General features: G+C 71.8%; 12 protein-coding genes and 1 pseudogene. 7 read left to right on the forward strand and 6 right to left on the reverse strand.

The genetic code is table 11. The features are described from left to right. Positions 1-217 precede the first annotated feature (217 nt). Together ACFO6Q_RS10050 and ACFO6Q_RS10055 are read left to right on the forward strand one after the other, a co-directional pair. Positions 218-2,257, forward strand: coding sequence for a M13 family metallopeptidase (locus tag ACFO6Q_RS10050; RefSeq protein WP_380020578.1), 2,040 nt, complete (start codon positions 218-220; stop codon positions 2,255-2,257). A 166-nt stretch (positions 2,258-2,423) separates the two neighbouring features. Continuing rightward, positions 2,424-3,704, forward strand: a complete 1,281-nt coding sequence (locus ACFO6Q_RS10055; RefSeq protein ID WP_380020580.1) for a DUF7453 family protein — start codon at positions 2,424-2,426, stop codon at positions 3,702-3,704. A 30-nt stretch (positions 3,705-3,734) separates the two neighbouring features. On the opposite strand, the gene ACFO6Q_RS10060 is transcribed toward ACFO6Q_RS10055, so the two are convergent. The 3 genes from ACFO6Q_RS10060 to ACFO6Q_RS10070 all read right to left on the reverse strand — a co-directional run bounded on the left by ACFO6Q_RS10060 (position 3,735) and on the right by ACFO6Q_RS10070 (position 6,218). Further along, positions 3,735-4,442 (reverse strand): YoaK family protein, encoded by a 708-nt coding sequence (locus ACFO6Q_RS10060; protein WP_380020582.1) that lies wholly within the window; start codon positions 4,440-4,442, stop codon positions 3,735-3,737. A 101-nt stretch (positions 4,443-4,543) separates the two neighbouring features. Then, positions 4,544-5,374, reverse strand: a complete 831-nt coding sequence (locus ACFO6Q_RS10065; RefSeq protein ID WP_380020583.1) for an alpha/beta fold hydrolase — start codon at positions 5,372-5,374, stop codon at positions 4,544-4,546. Between the two features lie 142 nt (positions 5,375-5,516). Next, entirely contained in the window at positions 5,517-6,218 is a 702-nt protein-coding gene (locus ACFO6Q_RS10070) for a pirin family protein (RefSeq protein ID WP_380020585.1), read from the reverse strand. Between the two features lie 140 nt (positions 6,219-6,358). On the opposite strand from ACFO6Q_RS10070, the gene ACFO6Q_RS10075 reads away from it, so the two are divergent. The 3 genes and pseudogenes from ACFO6Q_RS10075 to ACFO6Q_RS10085 all read left to right on the forward strand — a co-directional run bounded on the left by ACFO6Q_RS10075 (position 6,359) and on the right by ACFO6Q_RS10085 (position 8,668). Beyond that, a complete protein-coding gene (locus tag ACFO6Q_RS10075; RefSeq protein ID WP_380020587.1) occupies positions 6,359-7,285 on the forward strand; it encodes a LysR family transcriptional regulator in 927 nt (308 codons plus the stop codon). A gap of 157 nt (positions 7,286-7,442) precedes the next feature. Next, positions 7,443-7,937: pseudogene (locus ACFO6Q_RS10080) on the forward strand (methylated-DNA--[protein]-cysteine S-methyltransferase); the annotation flags it as partial. Further along, the gene (locus ACFO6Q_RS10085) at positions 7,934-8,668 is read left to right on the forward strand and encodes a 2OG-Fe(II) oxygenase (protein ID WP_380020589.1); all 735 of its coding nucleotides are present in this window, start codon (positions 7,934-7,936) and stop codon (positions 8,666-8,668) included. The pseudogene ACFO6Q_RS10080 and the gene ACFO6Q_RS10085, both read left to right, overlap by 4 nt. A 53-nt stretch (positions 8,669-8,721) precedes the next feature. Here ACFO6Q_RS10085 and ACFO6Q_RS10090 read toward each other — a convergent pair whose 3' ends face one another. Then, positions 8,722-10,116, reverse strand: a complete 1,395-nt coding sequence (locus ACFO6Q_RS10090) for a hypothetical protein (RefSeq protein ID WP_380020591.1) — start codon at positions 10,114-10,116, stop codon at positions 8,722-8,724. Between the two features lie 194 nt (positions 10,117-10,310). On the opposite strand from ACFO6Q_RS10090, the gene rapA reads away from it, so the two are divergent. Continuing rightward, positions 10,311-13,157, forward strand: a complete 2,847-nt coding sequence (gene rapA, locus ACFO6Q_RS10095; protein WP_380020592.1) for an RNA polymerase-associated protein RapA — start codon at positions 10,311-10,313, stop codon at positions 13,155-13,157. 75 nt (positions 13,158-13,232) lie between these two features. Here rapA and ACFO6Q_RS10100 read toward each other — a convergent pair whose 3' ends face one another. After that, positions 13,233-14,105, reverse strand: coding sequence for a helix-turn-helix domain-containing protein (locus tag ACFO6Q_RS10100; protein WP_380020593.1), 873 nt, complete (start codon positions 14,103-14,105; stop codon positions 13,233-13,235). Positions 14,106-14,240: 135 nt separating this feature from the next. Between ACFO6Q_RS10100 and ACFO6Q_RS10105 the strand changes: the two genes are divergently transcribed. Further along, positions 14,241-15,212: an alpha/beta fold hydrolase gene (locus ACFO6Q_RS10105; protein WP_380020595.1), complete on the forward strand. Its 972-nt coding sequence runs from the start codon at positions 14,241-14,243 to the stop codon at positions 15,210-15,212. A 51-nt stretch (positions 15,213-15,263) separates the two neighbouring features. Here ACFO6Q_RS10105 and ACFO6Q_RS10110 read toward each other — a convergent pair whose 3' ends face one another. Further along, positions 15,264-24,191: a DUF7507 domain-containing protein gene (locus ACFO6Q_RS10110; RefSeq protein ID WP_380020597.1), complete on the reverse strand. Its 8,928-nt coding sequence runs from the start codon at positions 24,189-24,191 to the stop codon at positions 15,264-15,266. Between the last annotated feature and the right edge of the window lie 256 nt (positions 24,192-24,447).

Raw genomic sequence — 24,447 nt, forward strand, 5'->3', positions numbered from 1 at the left:
GCAAGCGGGAGAAGTCTGCTTTTTTCTCCCTCTCCCGCTTGCGCGAGACGTTTGCTTTTTCCTCCCTCTCCCGCCCGCGGGAGAGGGCCGGGGTGAGGGTGCCTTTCGCGGAACGCCGCGCAACGTCCCCCTCACCCGCCGCGCTGCGCGCGTCGACCTCACCCGCGCGCGGGAGAGGTGACCGCAGCGTTTCTTTCCGAACATCGGAGACCTCCCCATGCCGCCTCTCTCCCCCCGCCTGATCGCCGCCGCCGTCGCGTTCGCGCTCGCCGGACCGTCCGTCGCCGCACCCGCCGCTGCGGTCTTCGACCCGAACGAACTCGACCCGAAAATCTCCGCCTGCAGCGACTTCAACGGCTACGCGAACGGCAAGTGGATCGCCGCCAATCCGATCCCGGCCGACAAGACGCGCTGGGGCGCGTTCGATGCGCTGCGCGAGCAGAGCCTGGCCGCGCAGCACAAGCTCGCCGAGGCCGCCGACGCGAGCGCCGACAAGGGCCAGGCCGGCTCGATCGAGCAGAAGATCGGCTGGCTGTACCGCTCCGGCATGAACGAGGCCGCGATCGACAAGGCCGGCTACGCGCCGATCCAGCCCGAACTCGACGCGATCGCCCGGCTGAAGGACCGCGCCGACGTCGTGACGTGGCTGGGCAAGGCCTTCGCCGAGGGCAACGGCGTCGGCTTCCGCTTCGGCCCCGGCGCCGACTTCAAGAACGCCAGCCGGCAGATCGCCTTCGCCGGCCAGGGCGGCCTCGGACTGCCGACGCCGGACTACTACACCAAGGATGAGCACAAGGCCGTGCGCGAGGCCTACGTCACCCATCTCGCGCGGCTGTTCGAGCTGAGCGGCGCGAAGGCGGACGAGGCGCGCCGCAAGGCCGACGGCGTGCTCGCCTTTGAGACCCGCCTGGCCAAGGCCTCGCTGTCGCGCGTCGAGCTGCGCGATCCGAAGAACCAGTACCACTTCGTCGACCTCGCCGCGGCGAACAAGGCGACCCCGCACTTCGACTGGAGCGCGTTCTTCAAGCACCTCGGCGTCGCGCCGGGCGACGGCTTCTCGCTGTCGCAGCCGAAGTTCTTCGCCGAGTTCGACGCGATGCTCGCCGGCCTGCCGGTCGCGCAATGGCGCGACTATCTCGCCGCGCACACGCTCGACGATGCCGCGCCGTACCTGTCCAGGCCGTTCCAGGAGGCGAGCTTCGAGTTCCACGACAAGACGCTGAACGGCCAGCCCGAGCAGCGCGCGCGCTGGAAGCGCGTGCTCGAAGCGGTCAACGACGCGATGGGCATGGCGCTCGGCCAGATGTACGTGAAGGAGTACTTCCCGCCGTCGGCGAAGGCGCGCGCGCAGCAGCTGGTGGACAACGTCAACGGCGCGATGAAGGCGCGCCTGGAAAAGCTCGACTGGATGAGCGAGGCGACGCGCGCCAAGGCGCTGGAGAAGTGGTCGACCTTCCTGCCGAAGATCGGCTATCCGGACAAGTGGCGCGAATGGAATGGCCTTGCGATCGTGCCGGGCGACTACTTCGCCAACCTGCGCGCGGCCGCCGCGTTCAACTATCGCTACCAGCTCGACAAGATCGGCAAGCCGACCGACCGCTACGAGTGGAGCATGACGCCGCAGACCGTCAACGCGTACTACAGCTCCGGCACCAACACGATCAACTTCCCGGCCGCGATCCTGCAGCCGCCGTTCTTCTACGCCGACGGCGACGACGCGATCAACTTCGGCGGCATCGGCGCGGTGATCGGGCACGAGTCCGGCCACGGCTTCGACGACAAGGGCAGCCAGTTCGACGGCGCCGGCAACAACGAGAACTGGTGGACGAAGGAGGACCGCGAGAAGTTCGACGCGCGCACCGCCAGACTGGTCGCCCAGTTCGACGGCTACGTGCCGCTGGCCGACCATCCCGACCAGCACGTCAACGGCAAGCTGACCCTGGGCGAGAACATCGGCGACCTCGGCGGCCTGGCCTTCGCCTACGATGCGATGAAGAAGGCCGGCGAAGGCAAGCCCGATCCGAAGATCGACGGCCTCACGCGCGAGCAGCGCTTCTTCCTCAGCTGGGCGCGCGTGTGGCGCGGCAACATCCGCGACAAGGCGCAGCTGGTGCTGCTCAACACCGATCCGCACGCACCGGCGAAATTCCGCGCGATCGGCGCGCCGTCGAACATGCCCGCCTTCGCCGAAGCGTTCGGCTGCAAGGCCGGCGACGCGATGGTGCGCGACGCCGGCAAGCAGGTGAAGATCTGGTGAGCGCGCGACGTCGCCGTCGCTGAACGTGAAACGGCGCCTTCCCGGCGCCGTTTCGTTTCGACAGCGAGACCGTACGCCTCTTTCGGCCTCGCCGCGCTGCAAGTTTCATTTCCACCGTGGTCGCGCTAGGTTCGCAGCTTCCCTGATGTGTGGAGCCCGCGAACCGATGAAGAAATCCCTCGCCCTTTCCTTCGCCGCCTTGCTCGGCGCCGCGAACGCCGCGGCGGCCGTGCCCGAATACGCGCAGTTCGAACTGCAGGCGCGCAGCAACCTGCTCGTCAACGACGAAGGCTTCAACCTGCCGCCGGGCACCTCGTTCAACAGCATCTCGCCGCGCATCAACGACGCGCAGCAGGTCGCGTTCAGCGCCGGGCTGGTGCCGATCGACGGCGACCAGACGCGTACCGGCGGCGGCGTCTGGCTCGGCGCGCACGGCGCCGGCTCGATCGTCGCGGTGCACGAAGTGCCGGCCGGCGATCCGGAAGATCCGCCGTTCATGATCGTCGCCGACACGCCGGGGCTGAACGCGTCCGGCGCGATCGCCTACTACACCAGCGTCGACGGCGGCACCTACACCCTGCGCAAGTACGACCCGGCCACCGGCGAATCCAACCCGGTCAGCCTGCTGCCGCTGACGCCGTCGTCGATCTCCAATCCGGACATCGCCGACGACGGCCTGATCGGCTTCAAGGCGCGCATGGGCCTGGGCTACGGCCTGGCCACCGCCGGCAACGGCACGCCGGCGATCTACGCGGTCGACACCAGCGTGGAAGAGACCAGCCCGTACGCGTACATCTACTCGCCGGCGACCAACAACGCGCACCGCATCGCCAGCAAGGTCAGCACGACCGACTACGATCACAACGAGATCCGCCTGTTCACTGGCCCGAACGAGAGCGAGCTGGTGGTCGCCGACCGCGCCACCGACACGACGTCGCCGTTCGCCGGCTTCGACAACGGCCTGGGCCTCAACCAGCTCGACGCGGTGGCGGTGGTGGTCAAGCTCGCCGACGGCAACGTGCGCGCGGTGTATCGCTTCACGCCGGGCGAGAACGGCATCGAGGCGACCGAGATCGCGCGCGTCGATCCGGCCGGCACGATCCGCGAGATCGAATCGTTCTCGCCGGTGCTCAACGACGCCGGCTTGGTCGCCTTCCGCGCCAGGGATGCGGACGGCCAGGCGATCTACGTCGGCGACGGCGAGTCGCTGATGCGCGTGGTCGGCAAGGGCGACGTGATCGAGACCGATCTGGGTACCGCGCAGATCGGCCAGCACGACGATTCGCCGGTGTTCAGCGGCAAGCCTGCGATCAACAACCTCGGCGACGTCGCGTTCGTCGCCGGCGTGCATCCGCAAGGCGACAACCAGACCGAATGGGGCTCGGGCGTGTTCGTCGCCTACGCGCCGGCGAACGACGCGATCTTCGCCGACGGCTTCGACGGTTGAATCTGGCCTGCAGCCGGCGCGGGTCGACGCTCAGCGCGACCCGCGCCGGTACCCGGCGACGACGATCGCCAGCGCCACGAGCGGACAGGCCAGGCAGGCGAAGCCGAAACGCATCACGCCCAGGCCGCCGGCGATCGCGCCGGCGGTGAACGCGAGCAGCGGCGGGCCCATCCGGCGCAGGCGCGCACGCGCCTGCGCGGCGTCGAAGCCGCGGGCCAGGTCGACCACGTCCATCGTCACCTGGGTCACGTTGCCGGTCATCACCGTGGTCGGCCCATGGCCGGCGAACACGCTGCGCGACGAGGCGTTCTGGATCGACATCGCGGCGACGCCGAGCAGGCCGACCAGGATCGTGCCGGCCGCGGCGGCGTCGGTGAACGGCGCCGCCAGCACACCAGCGACGAGAAAGGCGGCGAGCACGGCCATTTCCGCGAGCAGGATCGGCACTGCGGCGTCGCGGCCGAGGCGCCGCGCGCGCAGTTCGTACAGCCGCGTCGCGGCGACGACGAGCAGGAACACCGGGAACGCCAGCAGCTTGGCGGCGATGCCGGCGCGATGCGTGGCCAGGCTGTCGCCGATCAGCACGAGGTTGCCGGTCATGTGCGCGGTGAACAGGCCGAACAGCGCGACGAAGCCGGCGGTGTCGACAAAGCCGGCGACGAAGGCGAGCAGGCTGGCGCCGGACGTCGCCGGCGCAGCGGTATCGCGGCTGCCGGCGGAAGGAAGGACGGCGTTCATGGCGGACTCCCGGACGATGCGGCGCATCGGCACGCCGCGCATCGCGCGCCGGCGGGAAGGCGGCCCGCCGGCGCGATCGCATGCCCCCGACGGGGCGTTCCTCAGCCCTTGCCTTCGATGAAGGCGAGCAGGTCCGCGTTGAGCTGGTCGGCGTGCGTGCTGGCCAGGCCGTGCGGCGCGCCGGCGTAGACCTTCAAGGTCGCGTTCGCGACGATCTCGGCCGAGCGGCGGCCGGCGTTGTCGATCGGCACCACCTGGTCGTCGTCGCCGTGCACGATCAGGGTCGGCACGTCGATCTTCTTCAGGTCGCCGGTGTAGTCGACGGCGGAGAACTGCTCGATGCAGTCGTACTGCCCCTTCAGGCCGCCGGCCATGCCCTGCAGCCAGAACGAATCGACCAGGCCATGCGATGTCTTCGCGCCCGGCCGGTTGAAGCCGTAGAACGCGCCGGCGGCCAGATCCTTGTAGAACTGCGAACGGTCGGCCAGCACGCCGGCGCGGATGCCGTCGAACACCTCGAGCGGCAGGCCGCCGGGGTTGTTCGCGGTCTTGAGCATCTGCGGCGGCACCGCGCCGACCAGCACCACCTTGGCCACGCGCGCGGTGCCGTGGCGGCCGATGTAGTGCGCCACTTCGCCGCCGCCGGTCGAGTGGCCGACGAGCACGACGTCGCGCAGGTCCAGTTTCTCGATCAGTTCGGCCAGATCGTCGGCGTAGGTGTCCATGTCGTTGCCGTCCCACGGCTGCGCCGAGCGCCCGTGGCCGCGGCGGTCGTGCGCGATGGTGCGGTAGCCGTGCGAGGACAGGAACAGCATCTGCACGTCCCAGGCATCGCCCGACAGCGGCCAGCCGTGGGAGAAGACCACAGGCTGGCCCTTGCCCCAGTCCTTGTAGAAGATTTCGGTGCCGTCTTTGGTGGTGATCGTGCTCATTGGGTGGATCCTCGATGGAGAGGGAGATCGAAAAGGAACGAACGGTGGCGGCGGCTCGCCGGAAGCTCAGCCTGCGCCCTGCGTGATGACGCTTCGGTGACTTGCGCGGGTATCGAACGCCGCCGCCGTGTGGACGGCGCTGCTAGGGCGTCATGTCGAACAGCAGCAGTTCGGCATCCTCGTGCGCGAGCACGGTGAGCCGCTCCGCGCCGCTCCAGGCGCCGGCATCGCCGGCGTCCAGCGTGCGTCCGTCGACCTCGACCGAGCCGCGCGCGACCTGCAGCCACAACTTGCGTCCCGCCGCCGGCACGAACGTCAGCTCGTGCGAAGCGCCCAGGCGCGTGGCGTAGAGGTTCACGTCCTGGTGGATCTTCAGCGCGCCGTCGCGCGGCGTGCGCGAGGCGATCAGGCGCCACTGGTCGGCCAGGTCCGCCGGCTCGAAGCGGCGCTGCTCGTAGCCCGGCTCGAGGCCGTTGCGCTCGGGCATGATCCAGATCTGCAGGAAGTGCACCGGGTCGGTCGCGGACGCGTTGAACTCCGAGTGCACCACGCCGGTGCCCGCGCTCATGCGCTGCAGCTCGCCGGGCCGGATGCGCGCGCCGGTGCCCATGCTGTCCTTGTGCTCGAGCGTGCCGTCGAGCACCCACGACAGGATTTCCATGTCGCGGTGCGGATGCGCGCCAAAGCCCTTGCCCGGCGCGACGCGATCCTCGTTGATCACGCGCAGCGGGCCGAAGCCCATGTGCTGCGGGTCGTAGTAGTCGCCGAACGAGAAGGTGTGACGGCTCTTCAGCCAGCCGAAATCGGCCAGGCCGCGTTCCTGTGAAAGTCGGGTGAACTGCATGAGGTTCTCCGCTGGGTGGGTGGATGGAAGGAACTCTAGGCGCGGTGCGCGGGTGCGCCTAGCCGGACGAAGCCGAACGCGGTGTTCGCGATTGCCGAACGCCGTCCGGAGGCGCTGCGGTTTCGTGCTTCAATACGGCGATGGACTACGACTTCGGCGACATCCGCGCCTTCATCCAGGTCGTCGAGAGCGGCGGCGTCAACGCCGCGGCGACGCGGCTGAACGTGTCGAAGTCGCAGCTGAGCGCGCGCGTGGCGCGGCTGGAGAGCGAGCTGCGCACCAAGCTGCTGCACCGCTCGCCGCGCGGCATCACCACCACCGATGCCGGGCAGCGTTTCTACGTGCACATGTGCGAGGTGCTGGCGCGCATGCAGGAGGCGGTGGACGAAGTCTCCGGCGACGAATCCGAACAGATCGTCGGCAGCCTGCGCGTGGCCGCGCCGATGACCTTCGGCACCGCCCATCTCGGCCCGGTGCTGTACGGCTTGCTGCGCGAGCATCCGGCGCTCGAGCTGACGCTGGAACTGGACGACCGCTACGTCGACCTGCTCGCCGGCGGCTACGACCTGGGCGTGCGCATCGGCCGCCTGCACGACTCCTCGCTGATGGCGCGGCGCATCGCACCGAGCCGGCGCGTGCTGGTCTGCAGCCCGGACTACGCGCGGCACAACGGCGTGCCCGAGACGATCGAGGACATCCAGCGCCACGACTGCATCTGCTACGGCAACGCCTCCGTCGCGCCGTACTGGCAGTTCGCGCCGGCCGAGGAAGGCGGGCCGCCGCGGCAGATCGTCGTGCGCGGCCGCATCCACCTCAACAACGGCGAGAGCATGCGCGACGCGGCGGTGGCCGGCCTGGGCATCGCCGCGCTGCCGGCCTTCATCGCCGCGCAGGCGCTGCGCGCCGGCACGCTGATCGAGCTGCTGCCCGACTCGCCGCCGAGCGCCGACGCGATCTACGCCGTCTATCCGCAGACGCGCTACGTCAGCCGCGCGGTGCGCGCGGTGATCGACGCGCTGGTCGCCGCGTTCGAGCAGCCGCCGTGGGAGCACCGCGGCGCCGGCTGAGCCGGCGAGTGCCGCGCAAGATTCGGAGTGCCGCTCCACGGCGCGACCGATATCTTGACCCTCGACCCCCAAGTCGAGAGGAATCGCCATGAACACGAAGATCCCCGCCCCCGCCGCGAACCGCGACCGCTGCGGCGCACGCGACGCGCAAGATGCCATCCGCTTCGACCTCGCCGCCTGCTCGCTCGGCCTCGTGCTGGCCGCGCGCAGCGATCGCGGACTGTGCGCGATCCTGCTCGGCGACGACGCCGACGCCCTGATCGCCGACCTGCGCCGGCGCTTCCCGCAGGCGCGCGCGGTCCGCGACGTCGCCGGCCTGGCCGAGCCGCTGGCGCGCATCGTGCGCTGCATCGAGCACGCGCAGGACGATCCCGACCTTCCGCTCGACCCGCGCGGTACACCGTTCCAGCGGCGCGTCTGGCAGGCGCTGCGCACGATCCCGCGCGGCGCCACCGCCAGCTACGGGCAGATCGCGCGCCGCATCGGCGAGCCGCAGGCCTCGCGCGCGGTGGCCGCGGCCTGCGCGTCGAATCCGCTCGCGCTGGCCGTTCCCTGCCACCGCGTGGTCAAGGGCGACGGCGCGCTGTCCGGCTATCGCTGGGGCGTCGAGCGCAAGCGCGTCCTGCTCGAACGCGAGGCCGCTGCCGCATGAGCGCGACGGAGCAGACCGCGGCGCACGGCACGCTCGCCGCGCGCCTGGACACCCGCCGCTGGGACCGCGTCGAGACGGATCTCGACGCGCACGGCAACGCCCTGCTGCCGGCGCTGCTCGACCACGGCGAATGCGAGGCGGTCGCCGCCTGGTACGACGAGGACCGGTTCCGCAGCCGCGTGGTCATGGCGCGGCACGGCTTCGGCCGCGGCGAGTACCAGTACTTCCGCTATCCGCTGCCGGAACTGCTGCAGGAACTGCGCACGCGGCTGTACGCGCGCCTCGCGCCGCTGGCCAACCGCTGGAACGAGGCGATGGACGTCGAGGTGGCCTATCCCGCCCGCCACGAGCAGTTCCTGCAGCGCTGCCGCGCCGCCGGCCAGGAGCGGCCGACGCCGCTGCTGCTGCGCTACGGCGCAGGCGACTACAACTGCCTGCACCAGGACCTGTACGGCGAACACGTGTTCCCGCTGCAGGTGGCGATCCTGCTGTCCGAGCCGGGCGCGGATTTCGACGGCGGCGAGTTCGTGCTGACCGAGCAGCGGCCGCGCATGCAGTCGCGCGTCGACGTGGTGCCGCTGCGCAAGGGCGATGCGGTGGTGTTCGCGGTGCGGCACCGGCCGGTGCGCGGCACGCGCGGCACGTATCGCGTCGCGCTGCGCCACGGCGTCGGCCGCGTGCGCGCAGGGCGCCGCCTGACCCTCGGCGTGATCTTCCACGACGCGCTGTGAGCGCCGGTGCGCGAGCGCGGGCTCCGATCGCACGGAGCCCGCGCCGCGTCTTCCTACAGGGTGCGCAGGAACGCCACCAGGTCCTTCTTCTCGTCCGCCGACAGCTTCGTCTCCAGCACGAGATTGAAGAACTCGACCGTGTCGTCGAGCGTCAGCAGGCGGTCGTCGTGCAGGTACGGCGGCGAATCCTTGATGCCGCGCAGCGGGAAGGTCTTGATCGGCCCGTCCATGTTCGCCATGCGCCCGTTGATCATCTGCGGCTTGAAGAAGCGCTCGGTGCGCAGGTTGTGCATGAGGTTGTCGGTGTAGTACGGCGGCGTGTGGCAGCTGGCGCAGGTGCCCTTGCCGAAGAACACCTCCTGGCCGCGCAACTCGGCCTCGCTCGCCTTGCGCGGATCGAGCTTGCCGTACACGTCGAGCTTGGGCGCCGGCGGGAAATCCAGCAGCGCCTCGAACTCGGCCATGAAGTGCACCTGGCTGCCGCGTTCGAGCACGTTGACGCCCTTCTTCGTCGCGATGACCGGATCGCCGTCGAAGTACGCGGCGCGCTGCTCGAACTCGGTGAAGTCCTCCACCGTCTTCAACGCCCGCTGCGAGCCGAACAGGCGCTGCACGTTCACGCCGCGCAGGGACGGCGTGTCGATGCGGTGGCGGAACTCCTGCGGCCGGATGTCGCCGACGAGGTGCGTCGAGGCGTTGGTGTGGCCGTTGGCGTGGCAGTCGAAGCACACCACGCCGCGGCTCGGCCGTTCGCTGCGGCGGTCGTCGGTCTGGTTGAACTGCTGCTGCGGAAACGGCGTGACCAGCAGGCGCAGGCCTTCGAGCTGCTTCGGATTGAGGATGCCGTTGAACAGCCCGTAGTAGTTCTCGATGGTCACCAGCTTGCCCTGCGAGACGTCGCCCAGATCGGGCCGCGTGGTCAGGTAGATCGGCGCCGGGAACTCGGGCAGGAAGTGGTCGGGCAGATCGAAGTCGAGGTCGAAGCGGGTCAGGTCGCGCTGCTCCTGGCGCTTGATCTCGTCGATGTGGAACTTCGGAAACAGCATGCCGCCCTCGGCATGGTTGGGATGCGGCAGCGGCAGGAAGCCGGCCGGGAACAGGCCCTTGTCGCGGATCTGCTCCGGACTGGTCGAGGCCAGCTGCTCCCAGCTGGTGCCGGACGCGAGCCGCACGCGCACGCCTTCCTGCACCGGCTTGCCGCGCGACATGACGACGCCGGCGGCGGGCTTGTCCGACAGATCGTAGCGCTGCCGCAGCAGCTCGGCCTGGCGCTTCTCGATGCCCGGCTTGGCGGCCTTCATGCGCGACATCACCGCCGCGAGGTCGTCCTCGACGGTCGGCGCGTAGCTGGACGGGGGCTTGTCCGCGGCGTGGGCGAGTCCTGCGGCCGCCAGGGCCAGGACCAGCGCGAGCGGGGTTTTCCGGTACTCCTTCGGTTGCGGTTTCATACGACCTCCAAACGGCGATGGCGAAGAGGCGTCGAACGTCGCCGCGACCGCGGCGACGCGAGGACGCTAGCACCGCGCCGATCCGGCGGGAAATCGTTGGCTTGAATCGCTGCGATCAACCCTGCCTATCGTCGTGCTTTGCTTGCACCGCCGGGGGCCGGATAATCCGCCCCCGCTTCCCGTTCTCGTGATCGATGGCTTTCGTACCCGGACAACGCTGGATCTCCAACGCCGAACCCGAGCTCGGCCTCGGCACCGTCGTGCGCCTCGACGGACGCAACGTGCAGGTGCTGTTCGCCACCGCCGGCGTGCTGCGCCACTACGCGATGCACGCAGCGCCGCTGGCGCGCGCCGAATTCCGCATCGGCCAGAAGGTCGCCGGGCAGAAGCGCAGCTTCGTGATCGAGCACGTCAGCGAGGCCGACGGCCTGCTGACCTACCACGCCGCCGGCGGCTCGCTGTCGGAAGCCGAACTCGACGACGCGCAGCCGATCTCGCGCGCCGACGAGCGCCTGCTGTCGGCGCGCGTGGACGCGCCGGACCGCTTCGACTTCCGCCGCGACGCGCTGACCCGCCGCGCCGAGGCGATGCGTGCGCCGTCGTTCGGCCTGGCCTGCGCGCGCATCGACCTGATCCCGCACCAGCTGCGCGTGGCCGAGATCGTCGCGCAGCGGCAGCCGCCGCGCGCGCTGCTCGCCGACGAGGTCGGCCTGGGCAAGACCATCGAGGCCGGCATGATCCTGGCGCGCCTGCTCGCCTCCGGCCGCGTCGAGCGCGCGCTGGTGCTGGCGCCGGGCAGCCTGACCAGCCAGTGGCTGATCGAGCTGCTGCGCCGCTTCAATCTTTCCTTCGCGCTGTTCGACGAGGAGCGCTGCGAGGCGATCGAGGTCGCCGACGCCGCGCGCAACCCGTTCGAGGACGAGCAGTGCGTGATCGCCGACATCGGCTGGCTCGCCGCGGCGCCCAAGCGTGCGGCCCAGCTCGGCGATGCGCCCTGGGATCTGGTCGTCGTCGACGAGGCGCACCACCTGGAGTGGTCGCCGCTGGCGAGCAGCGCCTCGTACGCGCTGGTCGAGCGCCTGGCGATGGCCTCGCCGGGGCTGATCCTGCTCACCGCGACGCCGCAGCAGCTCGGCCGCAGCGGCCATTTCGCGCGCCTGCGCCTGCTCGATCCGGCGCGCTACGCCGACCTCGACGCGTTCGCCGCCGAAGCCGACGGCTACGTGCGCCTGTCCGCGGTCGCCGCGCAGCTGCTCGACGCGCAGGCGCTGTCGCCCAACGAGCGCGCCGAACTGGAAACGCGCTTCGCCGCCGATGCCGACCTGCTCGACCTGCTCGCGCGCTACGACACGGACCGCGCCGCCCATGCGCCGGCCCTGCTCGACGCGCTGATCGACCGCCACGGCACGGGACGGGTGATGTTCCGCAACCGCCGCGCGCAGATCGGCGGCTTTCCGCGCCGCCTCGCCGCGATCGATGCGCTCGACGGCAGCGCGCTGGACGAGGCGCAGCGCCAGTCGCTGCTGGCCGAATTCCACGCCGACGCGCAGGCGCACGCGGCGCACGTCGAGCTGGACTACGGCAACGATCCGCGCCTGCCGTGGCTGGTCGGCCTGATCGAGAAGCTGGCCGGCGAGAAGCTGCTGCTGATCTGCCGCAGCCAGGCCAAGGTGCTGGCGCTGGAGGACGCGCTGCGCACGCGCAGCGGCGCCAAGGTGGCGCGCTTCCACGAAGGCATGACGATCCTGCAGCGCGACCGCAACGCGGCGTTCTTCGCCGAGCCGGACGGCGCGCGCGTACTGCTGTGCTCGGAGATCGGCTCGGAAGGCCGCAATTTCCAGTTCGCGCACCATCTCGTGCTGTGGGACCTGCCGCTCGATCCGGACCTGCTCGAACAGCGCATCGGCCGCCTCGACCGCATCGGCCAGCGCCACGACATCTCCGTCCACGCCGCCGCGTTCACCGGCACCGCGCAGCACGCCCTGCTGCGCTGGTACCACGAAGGCCTCGACGCGCTGCGCTCCAGCCCGTCCGACGGCCGCGAGATCCTGCGCCGCTTCGGCGCGCGCCTGCTCGCCGAAGCCGAGCGCCACGCGCTCGGCGGCGAGGAAGCCGACGCCGAGGTCGATTCGCTGATCGCCGAGACCGCCGCCGCGCACCGCGAGCTGTCCGATCTCGTCAACGCCGGACGCGACCGCCTGCTGGAACTGGCCGGCGAGCGCCAGGCGCGCGGCCAGGTGCTCGCCGGCGCGCTGCAGGCGCAGGACGCCGACACCGCCGCCGACGACTTCGTGCTGGCGCTGTTCGAGCAGTTCGGCGTCGACAGCGAGGAAACCGGTCCGCGCACCTGCGTGCTCGATCCCGAATACCTCAGCACCGACGGCTTCCCCGGCCTGAAGGACGGCCCGCAGCAGGTCACCTTCGACCGCGCCACCGCGCTGGCGCGCGAGGAACTGCCGCTGCTGCGGCTCGACCATCCGCTGGTGCTCGGCGCGCTCGACCTGCTGCTGGAAAGCGAACAGGGCAACGCCGGCCTGCTGATCGACGCGGCGCTGCCGCCGCGCACCGCCCTGCTCGAATGCGTGTTCGTGCTCGGCTGCGTCGCCGACCGCCGGCTCGACGTCGGCCGCTTCCTGCCGCCGCTGCCGCTGCGCATGGTGGTCGACACGCGCCTGACCGCGCGCAACGACTACGCGCCGAACCCGGCCAGCCTCGCACGCGCCAAGGAGCAGCCGATCGACGCCGCGCGCTACCGGCCGCTGCTGGCCAAGCTGGTGCCACCGATGCTGGCCGCCTGCGAGACGCAGGCGCGCGGACTGGCCGCGACCGAGATCGGCCACGCGCTCGCCGCGGCCGAGCGCGAACTGGGCGCCGCGCAGGCGCGCCTGGTCGCGCTCGCCAAGGTCAACCCGTCCGTGCGCGAGGAGGAGATCACAGCGCTCGCCGACGAACTCGACGCGCTGCGCGCCGCGCTGGCGACGGCGACGCCGCGCCTGGACGCGATCCGCTTCGTCTGCAGCCAGGACATCGCCGCGCGCTGAGGAACGCCGCGGCCGCCTCGGGTGGCGTCGTGCCTGCCCGGCACGGCGCAGCCGGCTTCCCGCGTGGGCTTCCGTTCAACGCCGCCGCCGCCGCGCCGCAGCGGCGATCTGCGACGGATTCACGCCGAACAGCCGGCGCATGCAGCGCGCCAGATGGCTGGCGTGGGCGAAGCCGGTTTCCAGCGCCACCTCGGTGACGCTGGCGCCGCCGTCGAGCAGGCGCGCGCGGGCGCGCTCGACGCGCCGCTCCAGCACGAAGCGATGCACCGGCACGCCGGTGGCCTGCTTGAACAGCGCCTTGAAATGCGAGGGACTGAAGCCGGCGACGGCCGCGAGTTCGGCCAGCGACAGGTCCGCGTCCAGGTGCGCCTCGACGTATTGCGTCACGTGGCGCAGGCGCCACGCCGGCAGGGCGCGGCCGGGCCTGGCCGCCGGCCGCGTCTGCAGCGCGACCAGGCGCGCCGCCAGCGCCGTGGCGAGGCTGTCGGCGAACAGCCGGCCGCCGGGGTGATCGTCGCGGTCCTCGGCCTGCATCATCCAGCCGATGCGCTCGATCTGCGCGTCGCGGATGTGGATCGCCGGCGCGAGGTCGGCGCGGCCGGCCGACACGCCCATCGCCTCGGCGCTCTCGCCCAGCGACGCCGGCGCCAGCCGCAGCAGCAGCGAGGTCGCCGGGCGCGACAGCGTCCAGCGCGTCGACGAGCCCGCCGGCACCACGCAGAACTGGCCGTGCAGGCGCACGCCGTCGCGTTCGTATCGGCCGACCCGGTACGACACCGGCACCGGCGCGCCCAGATGCAGGCACAGCACGTGGCGATGGTCGAGCGGCGAATCGAAGCGGCCGTATGGCACCGGCGAGGTGAGCACGTCGAGCCGCGGCAGCGGCGCCGCCGCGTCCGGCGACAGCGCGGCGGACGGGTCGGGATAGCACGCGGGACGGTCGCTCATGCGGCGCATCTTCCACGCATCCGCGCCGCTTGCAAACGCGATCGGCCATTCGTGCGCGACGGCGTCCGTTCGTGCGCGCCGCCGCGTCGCGCGCGCGCCAGCATCCGCGGTGTCCCGAGCCACTGGAGCATGCGCATGCGAAGAAGAGGTTTCCTGCAACTGGCCGGCGCCGCGCTGGCCGCCGGCACCGCCGCCGCCTGCGCCACGCGCGCGACGGACGCGGACCGCGCCGCGGCGGCGACGCCGATCGACGCCGCCACATTCCACGCGATGCGCCGCTTCGCCGTCACGCCGTTCGGGCGCATCGCCTACGTCGAGCGCGGCCGCGGCGAGGCCGCGCTGTTCCTGCACGGCGCGCCGCTCAACGGCTTCCAGTGGCGCGGCGCGATCGAGCGGCTGGCGCCGTACCGGCGCTGCATCGCGCCGGATTTCATGGGCCTGGGCTATTCGCAGATTCCCGAGCACCAGCCGCTGGCGGCGTCCGACCAGGCGGCGATGCTGCTGGCCCTGCTCGATGCGCTCGGCGTCGGCTCAGCCGACTTCGTCGCCAGCGACAGCGGCGGCGCGGTCGCGCAGCGGCTGGTCGCGCACCATCCGCGGCGCGCGCGCAGCCTGCTGCTGACCAACGGCGACGTCGAGCCGGACAGCCCGCCGCCGAAGGTCGAGCCCGCCATAGCGATGGCGCGCGCCGGCACGCTGGCCGACGCGACGGCGCACTGGCTGGTCGATCCCGCCGGCGCGCGCGCCACGTTCGGCAAGGCCGTCTACGCGTTCCCGGAGCGGCTTGCGGACGAAACCATTGCCACCTACGCCACGCCGCTGGTGAGTTCGCCGCTGCGCCGCGCGCAGTACCACGCCTTCCACCTGGCGCTGCAGCCCAATCCGCTGGCCGGCCTGGAACCCCTGCTGAAACGCAGCCCGGTGCCGCTGCGCGTCGTCTGGGGCATGGCCGACGACATCTTCCGGCCGGCCGACGCCGACTACCTCGACGGCCTGTTCCCGCAGTCGCGCGGCATCCGCCGCGTCGCCGAGGGCAAGCTGTTCTTCGCCGAGGAATTCCCCCACGTCATCGCCGAAGAGGCGATGCGCCTGTGGGGAATCGGCTGACGCGCCGCCGCCGTCCCGGTCGCCGTTGCGGCGACCGGGAAGCGGACATCGTCAGTCGCGCCGGCGCTGCAGGCCGAGGCCGGCCACCAGCGCCAGCAGCAGGCCCATCAGCGCGAGCATCCAGCGCGCGTCGACCGGCACCGGCACCTTCTCCACCGGCGGGTTGCCGCCGACCGTGGTGGCCGAACTGCTGCTGTCGTTGGCCGGATCCGGGTCGGGCGTGCTGGAACTGGCCGTCGCCGTGTTGGTCAGCGTGCCGCTGAAGCCGGCGTCGATCGCGTAGGTCGCCGTGAACGTCGCCGTCTGGCCGCTGGCCAGCGTGCCGATCGCGCAAGGGAAACCGCCCGCGCACGGCGCGCCGGCCGAGACGAAGCTCAGCCCTGCCGGCGTCGGATCGTCCAAGCTCACGCCGACCGCCGCGGCCGGGCCGTGGTTGGTCACGCTCAGCGTGTAGACGATGCTGCCGCCGGCGCTCGCCGTCGCCGGGCCCTGCTTGCTCACGCTCAGGTCCGCCGTGTCCGGCGCCACCGCGATCACCTGGCTCGGCGCGACGTCGTTGGCCGGGATCGTGTCCGGGGTCTGGCTCGCCGCGGTCGTGCGCAGCGTCCAGGTACCGGCCTGATCCGGCGTGAACTGCGTCGTGCAGGTGATCACGCCGCCGACCGCGAGGTTCCCCACCGGCGTAGCCGGCACGCATTGGGTCGCCGGCGTGCCGGCCGTCCCGCCGACCGCGTCCGGCGCGTTCGGCACGACCACCGTGCAGGTGGCGCCGACGGCCGCCAGCGGTCCGTTGTTGGTGCACGTGGTCACCACCGTCACCGGCGTGCCGACGGGCACCGTCTGCGTCGGCGCGCCGGTCGCCATCATGTCCGCCACCTGGCCACCGGTGTCGACCGAGGTCTGCGCGGTGGCGCTGTTGTCGGCCGGGTTCGGGTCGGCGGTGACGCTGCTCGCGCTGGCGGTGTTGGCGATCGGATTGGAGCCGGCGTACTCGAGCGGCACCTCGTAGGTGCTGGTGATGGTCGCCGAGGCGCCGCTGGCGAGGTCGCCGAGCGCGCACGGGTACGCCGTGGTGCAGGCGCCGGCATTGCCGACGAAGACCAGCCCCGGCGGCGTCGGATCGGCCACCTGTACGCCGGCCGCGGTGTCCGGGCCGGTGTTGCTCACCACCACGGTGTAGACCAGCGTGCTGCCGGCGGCGATCGTGGGCGGGCCGCTCTTGCTTACGCTCAGGTCGGCCATCGGCGCGCCGATTTCCGTCACCACCGTGGCGCTGGTGTCGTTGGCCGGCTGCGGATCGGTCACTCCCGCCGGCGGCGCCACCGTCGCCGTGTTGCTCAGCGTGCCCGCCTGCGTCGGCGCCGTCGCGGTGATCGTGATCGTGGCGCTGCCGCCGGCCGGCAGGGTCGCGATCGTGCCTGCCACCGTAGTGTCGAACGCGCCGCAGACCGCGCCGCCGCTTTCGCCGCCGCAGACCGCGCTCGCGCCGCTCAGGCCGGCCGGCAGCGGATCGCTGACCGTGGCGCCGTCGGCGCTGCTCGGGCCGGCGTTGGCGACCGTCAGCGTGTAGGTGACCGTGCCGCCCGAGGCGACCGCGGCCGGACCGGTCTTGACGATCGACAGGTCCGCCACCGGCGTCACTTCCGTCTGTACCGGCGGGCTGGTGTTGTCGCTCGGGTCCGGATCGTCGCCGCCGGGCGGCGGCGTCACCGTCGCCGTGTTCGACAGCGTGGTCGCGTCGGCCGGCGCCGTACCGGTGATGGTGATCGTCACGCTGCCGTTGGCCGGCAGGGTCGGCACCGTGCCGGCGACCGTGTTGCCGGTCACCGTCGGCGCGGCGCAGACCGCGCCGCCGACCGGCGAGCCGCAGCTCGCGGCGAGGCCGGTGATGCCGGCCGGCACGTCGTCGCTGTAGCTCGCGCCGTTGGCCGCATCGGGGCCGGCATTGGCGACCACCAGCGTGTAGCTGATCGTGCCGCCGGCGCCGACCGTGGCCGGGCCGCTCTTGACGATCGACACGTCCACGCTCGCCGGCACCGTCACCGTCGCGCTGCCTTCGTCGTTGCTCGGCGTCGGATCGGTCTGGTCGCCGCCGGCGCTGGCCGCCACGTTGGTGATCGCACCGGTCTGCGTGACCGTGGTGGTGACCGCCAGCGTCGCCACCGCGCCCGCGCCGCTGGCGGCGAGGTCGCCGACCGTCCACACGCCGGTGGCCGGATCGTACGTACCCTGGCTCGGCGTCGCACCGACGAAGCCGAGGCCCGCCGGCAGCACGTCGTCGACGCGCACGTTAGTGGCCGCGTTCGGACCCAGGTTGGTCAGGGTCACGGTGAAGGTCACGTCCTGACCGAGCCGCGGATTGGCGTCGTCGACGGTCTTGACCACCTGCAGGTCCGCCGCCTGGCCGTTCGGGGTCACGCCCGACTGGTTGTTGGCGGTGTTCGGGTCCGGCTCGTCGGCCGCGCCGGTGGCGGTGTTGGTGATCTCGCCCGCCTGCGTCACGGTCGCCACGATCGTCAGCGTCTGCTCCACGCCGGCGGCGAGGTCGCCGACCGACCACAGGCCGGTCGTCTCGTCGTAGGCGCCCAGGCTCGGCGTCGCGCTGACGAAGGCCAGGCCCGCCGGCAGCACGTCGCTCACGTTGACGCCGGTCGCCGGGCTCGGGCCGGCGTTGCGCACGGTGATCGTGAACGTCACGTCGGAGCCGAGGTTCGGCGTCAGCGTGTCGGCGGTCTTGTTGACCTGCAGGTCCGCCAGGGTGCCGGCGTTCACGCCTGCGCTGCCGGCGTTGTTGCTGGTGTCCGGATCGAGCTGGTCGCCGCCGGTGCGCGTGGCGGTGTTCACGATCGCGCCCGGCTGCGTCACCGTCGCGCTGATCTGCAGGGTCGCGCTCGCGCCGTCCGCCAGCGCGCCGACCGTCCACAGGCCGCTCGCGCTGTCGTACGTGCCCTGGCTCGGCGTGGCGCTGACGAACGTCAGACCCGCCGGCAGGCCGTCGGTGACCTGCACGCCGGTGGCGTCGTTCGGCCCCTGGTTGGCCGCCGTCACGGTGAACGTGACGGTCTCGCCGACGTTCGGCGCCGCGTTGTCGACCGTCTTGCTCACCGCGATGTCCGCCGCCGAACCGACCTCCGTCGTCACCGTGCTGGTGTCGTCGCCGGGGGTGGGATCGGTGGTGCCGCCGGGCACCGTCACGCCGGCCGTGTTGGTCAGCGTCTGCGCGCCGACCGGCGCGGTGCCGGTGATGGTGATCGTCACGCTGCCGTTCGCCGGCAGGGTCGGGATCGAACCGCTGACCGCGTTGCCGGCCACGTTCGGCGCGGCGCAGACCGCACCGCCGGTCACCGAGCCGCAGCTCGCCGCCACGTCGGTGATGCCGGACGGCACCGCGTCGCTGTAGGTCGCGCCGTCCGCACGGCTCGGGCCGGCGTTGGCGATCAGCAGCGTGTAGCTGATCGCGCCGCCCGAGGTCACCGTCGCCGGGCCGCTCTTGAGCAGCGACAGGTTCGCCACCGGCGTCACCTGCGTCTGCACCGGCGGGCTGGTGTTGCCGCTCGGATCCGGATCGGTCGTGCCCGGCGGCGGAGCGACCGTCGCCGTATTGCTCAGCGTGGCCGCGTCGTCCGGCGCGGTCGCGGTGATCGTGATCGTCGCCGAGCCGCCGGGCGGCAGGGTCGTGAGGGTGCCGGCCACGCTCGTGTCGAACGCGCCGCACACCGCCCCGCCGCTCGCGCTGCAGTTCACCGCGGCATTGCTCAGGCCGGCCGGCAGCGGATCGCTGACCGTGGTGCCGTTCGCGTCACTCGGGCCGGCGTTGCTCACCACCAGCGTGTAGGTGACCGTGCCGGCCGCCGGCACCGTCGCCGGACCGCTCTTGGTCACCGACACGTCGGCGCTGGCGCTCAGGCCGGTCGTCACCGTGCTGGTGTTGTCGCCACCGTCCGGATCCGGAGTCGGGCTGGTCACGCTCGCCGTGTTGGCGATCGTGCCGCTCTGGCCCGGCGGGATCGCGTAGGTCGCGTTCACCGTCGCGCTCGCGCCGGCGGCGAGGTCGCCGAGGTTGCACGGGAAGCCGCCTGCGCACGGCGCATCGGCCGAAACGAAGAGGAGGCCCGCCGGGGTCGGATCGGCCAGGCTCACCGCGGTCGCGGTGCTCGGGCCGGTGTTGCTCACGACCAGCGTGTAGGTGACGTTCGTGCCCGGAGTCGCCGTGGCCGGACCGGTCTTCGTCACGCCGACGTCGGCCGAGGCGTTCACCGCGGTGTCGGCCGTGTCCTGGTTGTTGGCCGGGTCCGGATCGGTGGTGCCGGCCGGCGGCGTCGCCGTCGCCGTGTTGCTCAGCGTGCCGCCGTCGTTCGGCGCGGTGGCGGTGATCGTGATCGTCGCCGAAGCGCCGGCCGGCAGGGTCGCGATGGTGCCGGCCACGCTCGTGTCGAACGCGCCGCACACCGCCCCGCCGGTTTCGCCGCCGCAGCCGACCGTGGCGTTGCTCAGGCCCGCCGGCAGCGGATCGCTGACCGTGGTGCCGTTCGCATCGCTCGGGCCGGCGTTGCTGACCACCAGCGTGTAGCTGATCGTGCCGGCGGCGGTCGCCGTCGCCGGAGCGGTCTTGCTCATCGACACGTCGGCGCGGCGCACCACCGGCGTGGTCACCGTGCTGCTGTCGTTGTCCGTCTGCGGATCGCCGGTCGGACTGGAGACCGTCGCCGTGTTGCGGATCGGATCGGCGCCGGCGTAGTTCGCCGGGATCGCGTAGGTCACGTTCACCGTGACGCTCGCGCCGGCGGCGAGGTCGCCGAGGTTGCACGGGAAGCCGCCCGCGCACGGCGCGTCGGCCGAGACGAAGGTCAGGCCGGCCGGCGTCGGATCGGCCAGGCTGACCTGCGCCGCCGTGCTCGGGCCGGCGTTGCTCACGACCAGCGTGTAGGTGATGTTCGTGCCCGGCGTCGCGTCGGCCGGACCGGTCTTGCTCACCGACACGTCCGCGCTGGCGACCGGCGTCACGCTCGCCTCGGCCTGGTTGTTGCCCGGATTCGGATCGGCCTGGTCGAGCGCGTCCAGGCTCGCCTGGTTGGTCGCGCCCGCGTCACTGTCCACCGTCGCCGACACCGTCAGCGTCGCCACCGCGCCCGCGCCGCTCGCCGCCAGGTTGCCGATCGTCCACAGGCCGGTGCCGGGGTCGTAGCTGCCCTGGCTCGGCGTGGCGCTGACGAACGAAAGGCCGGCCGGCAGCGCGTCCTCGACGCGCACGCTGGTGGCGGCGCTCGGTCCGAGGTTGGTCACCGTCACCGTGAACGTCACCGTGTCGCCTCGCGTCGGGTTCGCTTCGTCGACCGTCTTGAGCACCTGGATGTCGGCCGCCTGGCCGTTGATCGTCACGCCGCTGCTGTCGTTGGCGGGGTTCGGGTCGTGCTGGTCGGAGGCCGCGATGCCGGCCGTGTTGGTCAGCTCGCCGGGCATGCCCACCGTCGCCACCATCGTCAGCGTCACTTCCGCGCCGTTGCTCAGCGCGCCGATCGTCCACACGCCGGTGCCGGGGTCGTAGCTGCCCTGGCTCGGCGTCGCACTGACGAAGTTCAGGCCGGCCGGCAGCGCGTCGTCGACGACCACGCCGGTCGCATCGTTCGGGCCGCCGTTGCGCACCGTGATCGTGAACGTCACGTTGCTGCCGAGGTTCGGCGTCGCCGTGCTCGCGGTCTTGTTGACCTGCAGGTCCGCCGACGGCTGCGCGTTGAGCGAGGCCGTCGCCGCGTTGTTGCTGGTATCCGGATCGAACTGGTCGCCGGCCGACCTGGTCGCCGTGTTGCTCAGCGCGCCGGCCGACAGCACCTGCGCAGTCATCGTCAGCGTCGCCTGCGCGCTGTTGGCCAGCGCGCCGATCGTCCACAGGCCCGTCGCGCTGTCGTAGTTGCCCTGGCTTGGCGTGGCGCTGACGAACGACAGGCCCGCCGGCAGCGCGTCGGTCACCGCCACGCCGGTGGCGTTGCTCGGACCGGCGTTGCTCGCCGTCACCGTGAAGGTCACCGTTTCGCCGACGTTCGGCGCCGGATTGTCCACCGTCTTGGCGAGCACGATGTCCGCCGAGGCGTTCACCGGCACCGTCACCGCGCCGCTGCAGCGCGCCGCCGCCGGGCAGCCGGCGTCGCCGCCGCCGCTCGCCGTGGCCGTGTTGTTGCCGTTCGCCGCGCTCGCCGCCACCGCCACCTGCAGCGTGACCGTCGTGCTCGCGCCGGCCGCCAGCACGCCCGTGTAGACGCACGACACCGCCGTCGTGCCCGTGCAGCTCCAGTTCGCGCCGCTCGCGCCGGTCAGCGTGATTCCCGCCGGCAGCGCGTCGGATACGGTCACGTTGCCCGCCGTCGGGCCTGCGCCCGCGTTCGTCACGGTGATCGTGTAGCTGGCCGGCTGGCCGACCGTGAACGGACTGGGCGTCGCCGTCTTGCTCACCGTCAGCTGCGGCTGCAGCAGGGTCGTCGTCGCCGTGCCGGTGTTGTTGGCCGGGTCCGGATCGGTCGTTCCGGCCGGCGGCTGCGCCGAGGCGGTGTTCGTCACCGAGGCGCCGCTGGTCGGCGCGTTGCCGGTGATGGTGAACGTCACGCTGCCGTTCACCGGCAGGGTCGTGATGGTGCTGGTCACCGCGCTGCCGGCGACGTTGACCGTGCCGCAGACCGCGCCACCGACCGGCGTGCCGCAACTGGCGACGATGCTGGTGATGCCGGCCGGCAGCGTGTCGCTGAAGGTGGAGCCGTTGGCGTTGCTCGGCCCGGTGTTCGTCACGACCACGCTGTAGCTCAGCGCGCCGCCGTAACCGACGCTGGCGGTGCCGCTCTTGACCGCGGAGAGGTTCGCGCTCGGCGCGGCGGCGTCGACGTCGGTGGCCTGGTTGTTGCCGGGCGTCGGATCGACGAGGCCGGCCGGCACCGCGACGGTCGCGGTGTTGGAGAGCGGGCCGGTGGCGGCCGCGCTGACGATGCCGGTGACGGTGAACGTCACGCTGCCGCCGGACGGGATCGAAACCGTCGCATTGATGTTGCCGCTACCCGAAGCCGGACAGGTCGCCCCGCCGGCGCCGACGCAGGTCCAGGTGCCGGTGAACGCCGCCGGGAAGGTGTCGGTCACGGTGGCGCCAGCCGCGTTGCTGGGGCCGGCGTTGCTCGCCACGATCGTGTAGGTCAGCGCCGCACCGGGCGTGTACGTGGTGCGGCCGTCGGTCTTGGTGATCGACAGGTCGGCCAGCTGCGACAGCGGCGTGGTGGTCTGCGCACACTGCTGGTTGCTCGCGTTCGGACACGTCGGCAGCGGATCGGGATCGCCGCCGCCGCCGACGGCAGCGACGTTGGTCACCGAACCGGTGGCGGTGCCGGGAATGGCCACGTTGATGCGTACGCTGGCCGAACCGCCGACCGGAATCGGCACGCTCGGCGTGAAGGTGCAGGTCAGCGTTCCGGTGGCCGGCAGCGTGCCGCAGCTGACCGCGCCGTCGGCGCTGGACACGGCGGTCGCGCTGACGCCCGCCGGCAGGTTGTCGACCAGGTTGATCGCGCCGAAGGTCGGACCGGCGCCGACGTTCTGCACGCTGATGACGTAGTAGCCGTCGGTCGGCGCGCCGGTCTGCCCGGCGGCGAGACCGCCGCTGACCGACTTGCCCGCGACCAGTTGCGGGATGCCCACCGCCAGCACTTCGTCGCCGACCAGGTTGGTGAGGTTGTTGACGCCGGTGATGCTGGCGTTGGTGTTGTGGTAGACGCCGGCCGTCGACGAGGTCACGTCGACGGCGACCTGGCAGGCGATCTCACTGCCCGCCGCGGCCGCGCCGTTGATGCGGCCGCCGCTGAGCTGGATCGTGCCGCTACCCGCGGCGGCGGTGACGCTCATGCCCGGGGGGAAGGTCGTGCCGAGCGTGCCGCCGGCCGGACAGTTCGTGCGGATGTTCGGCGCCGGCGCGACGACCACGCCGGCCGGCAGCGTGTCGAGGAAGTTCATGCTCGCCACGGCATTAACGGTCTTGTTGCTGAAGTTGAAGGTCAGCGTGGAGATGCCGTTGAGGCCGATGGTGCCGGGGTTGAATCCCTTGGTCAGGTCGACCGCGCCCATCGCGAAGGTGACGCGGTATTCCACCGCGTACGAGGACACGCCGGCGGGCACGTTCCACTGCGCGGCCATGCCGTTGTCGGTGCTCGCATTGGTGTCGACGGTGTTGTTGAGGTTGCCGGTCCCGGTGACGCAGGGATTGGTCGCTGCCGTGGTGCCGTTGCAGATCAGGTTGCTCGGCTGCGAATAGGTGCCGGTGAAGTAGCGGTCCCAGATCGCCGTGCCCGACGAGGGCTCGTACCACAGCGCCTCGAACTGGCTGTTCTTGATGACGCCGACGACGTCCGGCGTGCCGCTGGTGTTGCCGGGGCTGGTGCGCGTGAAGCCCGGGCCGTTGTCGCCGCCCTGCAGGAAGGTGTCGACGTTCTGGTAGAACTTGATCGTCGCGCCGCTGGTCGGCAGTCCGCTGAGATCCACGCGCCGCGTGAACCAGCCCTGCGGCCGCACGTAGCTGTCGGTCAGCGTGACGGTGATGCCGTTGTCGGCCGCCACCGCCGGCCGCAGCACCGTCGTCACCACCCACGGCGAAGCGGCCGTGCCGCTGCCGGAAATCGCGCTCTGCGACACCTGGGTGAACTGGGAGAACTGCGCGGCCGTGGCGTTGTTGGAGTTGTTGTAGACGCGCGTCGTCGCGTTGGTGCCGCGGTCGACGCGCAGGTAGACGCTGTTGTAGAGGGTGCCGCCGGTGGGCGTGCCGGACTGCGAATACACCTGGCCACTGCCGCCGAGGTTCACCTGGAACTGGCTGTTGCTGCCCATGAAGACGCGCAGCCCGTCCGACCCGTTGGCGGCGACGCCGCCGGTCGGGTTCACGTCGCGCTGGGTAGTGGCGCCGGAGCCGTAGGCCGCCGGCGCGGCGAACAGCAGCGCCAGCAGCATCGACGCCATTCCGGCCAGCACACCGCGGCGGCGGCCTCCTGCGCGAGGCGTCGCGCCTGCGGTTTCACCCTGCCCGACCGCCGGACGTCGGGACGGGAGCGTCCGCGCGTCGGATCTGGAAACATTCATGCTTTTTCCCCCTGTGGAAATCGAACGTGCGGGCCGGGCGGCGATGTGGGATCGCCGGCCGGCCCGGGATGACGGAAAGCCCGGCCCGGCAATCGCCCAGGCCCGGCCGGGAAGGCCGGGCGAGCCGCTGCGGCGG

Source organism: Dokdonella ginsengisoli (assembly GCF_042652785.1).
Classification (GTDB): Bacteria; Pseudomonadota; Gammaproteobacteria; order Xanthomonadales; family Rhodanobacteraceae; genus Dokdonella_A; species Dokdonella_A ginsengisoli.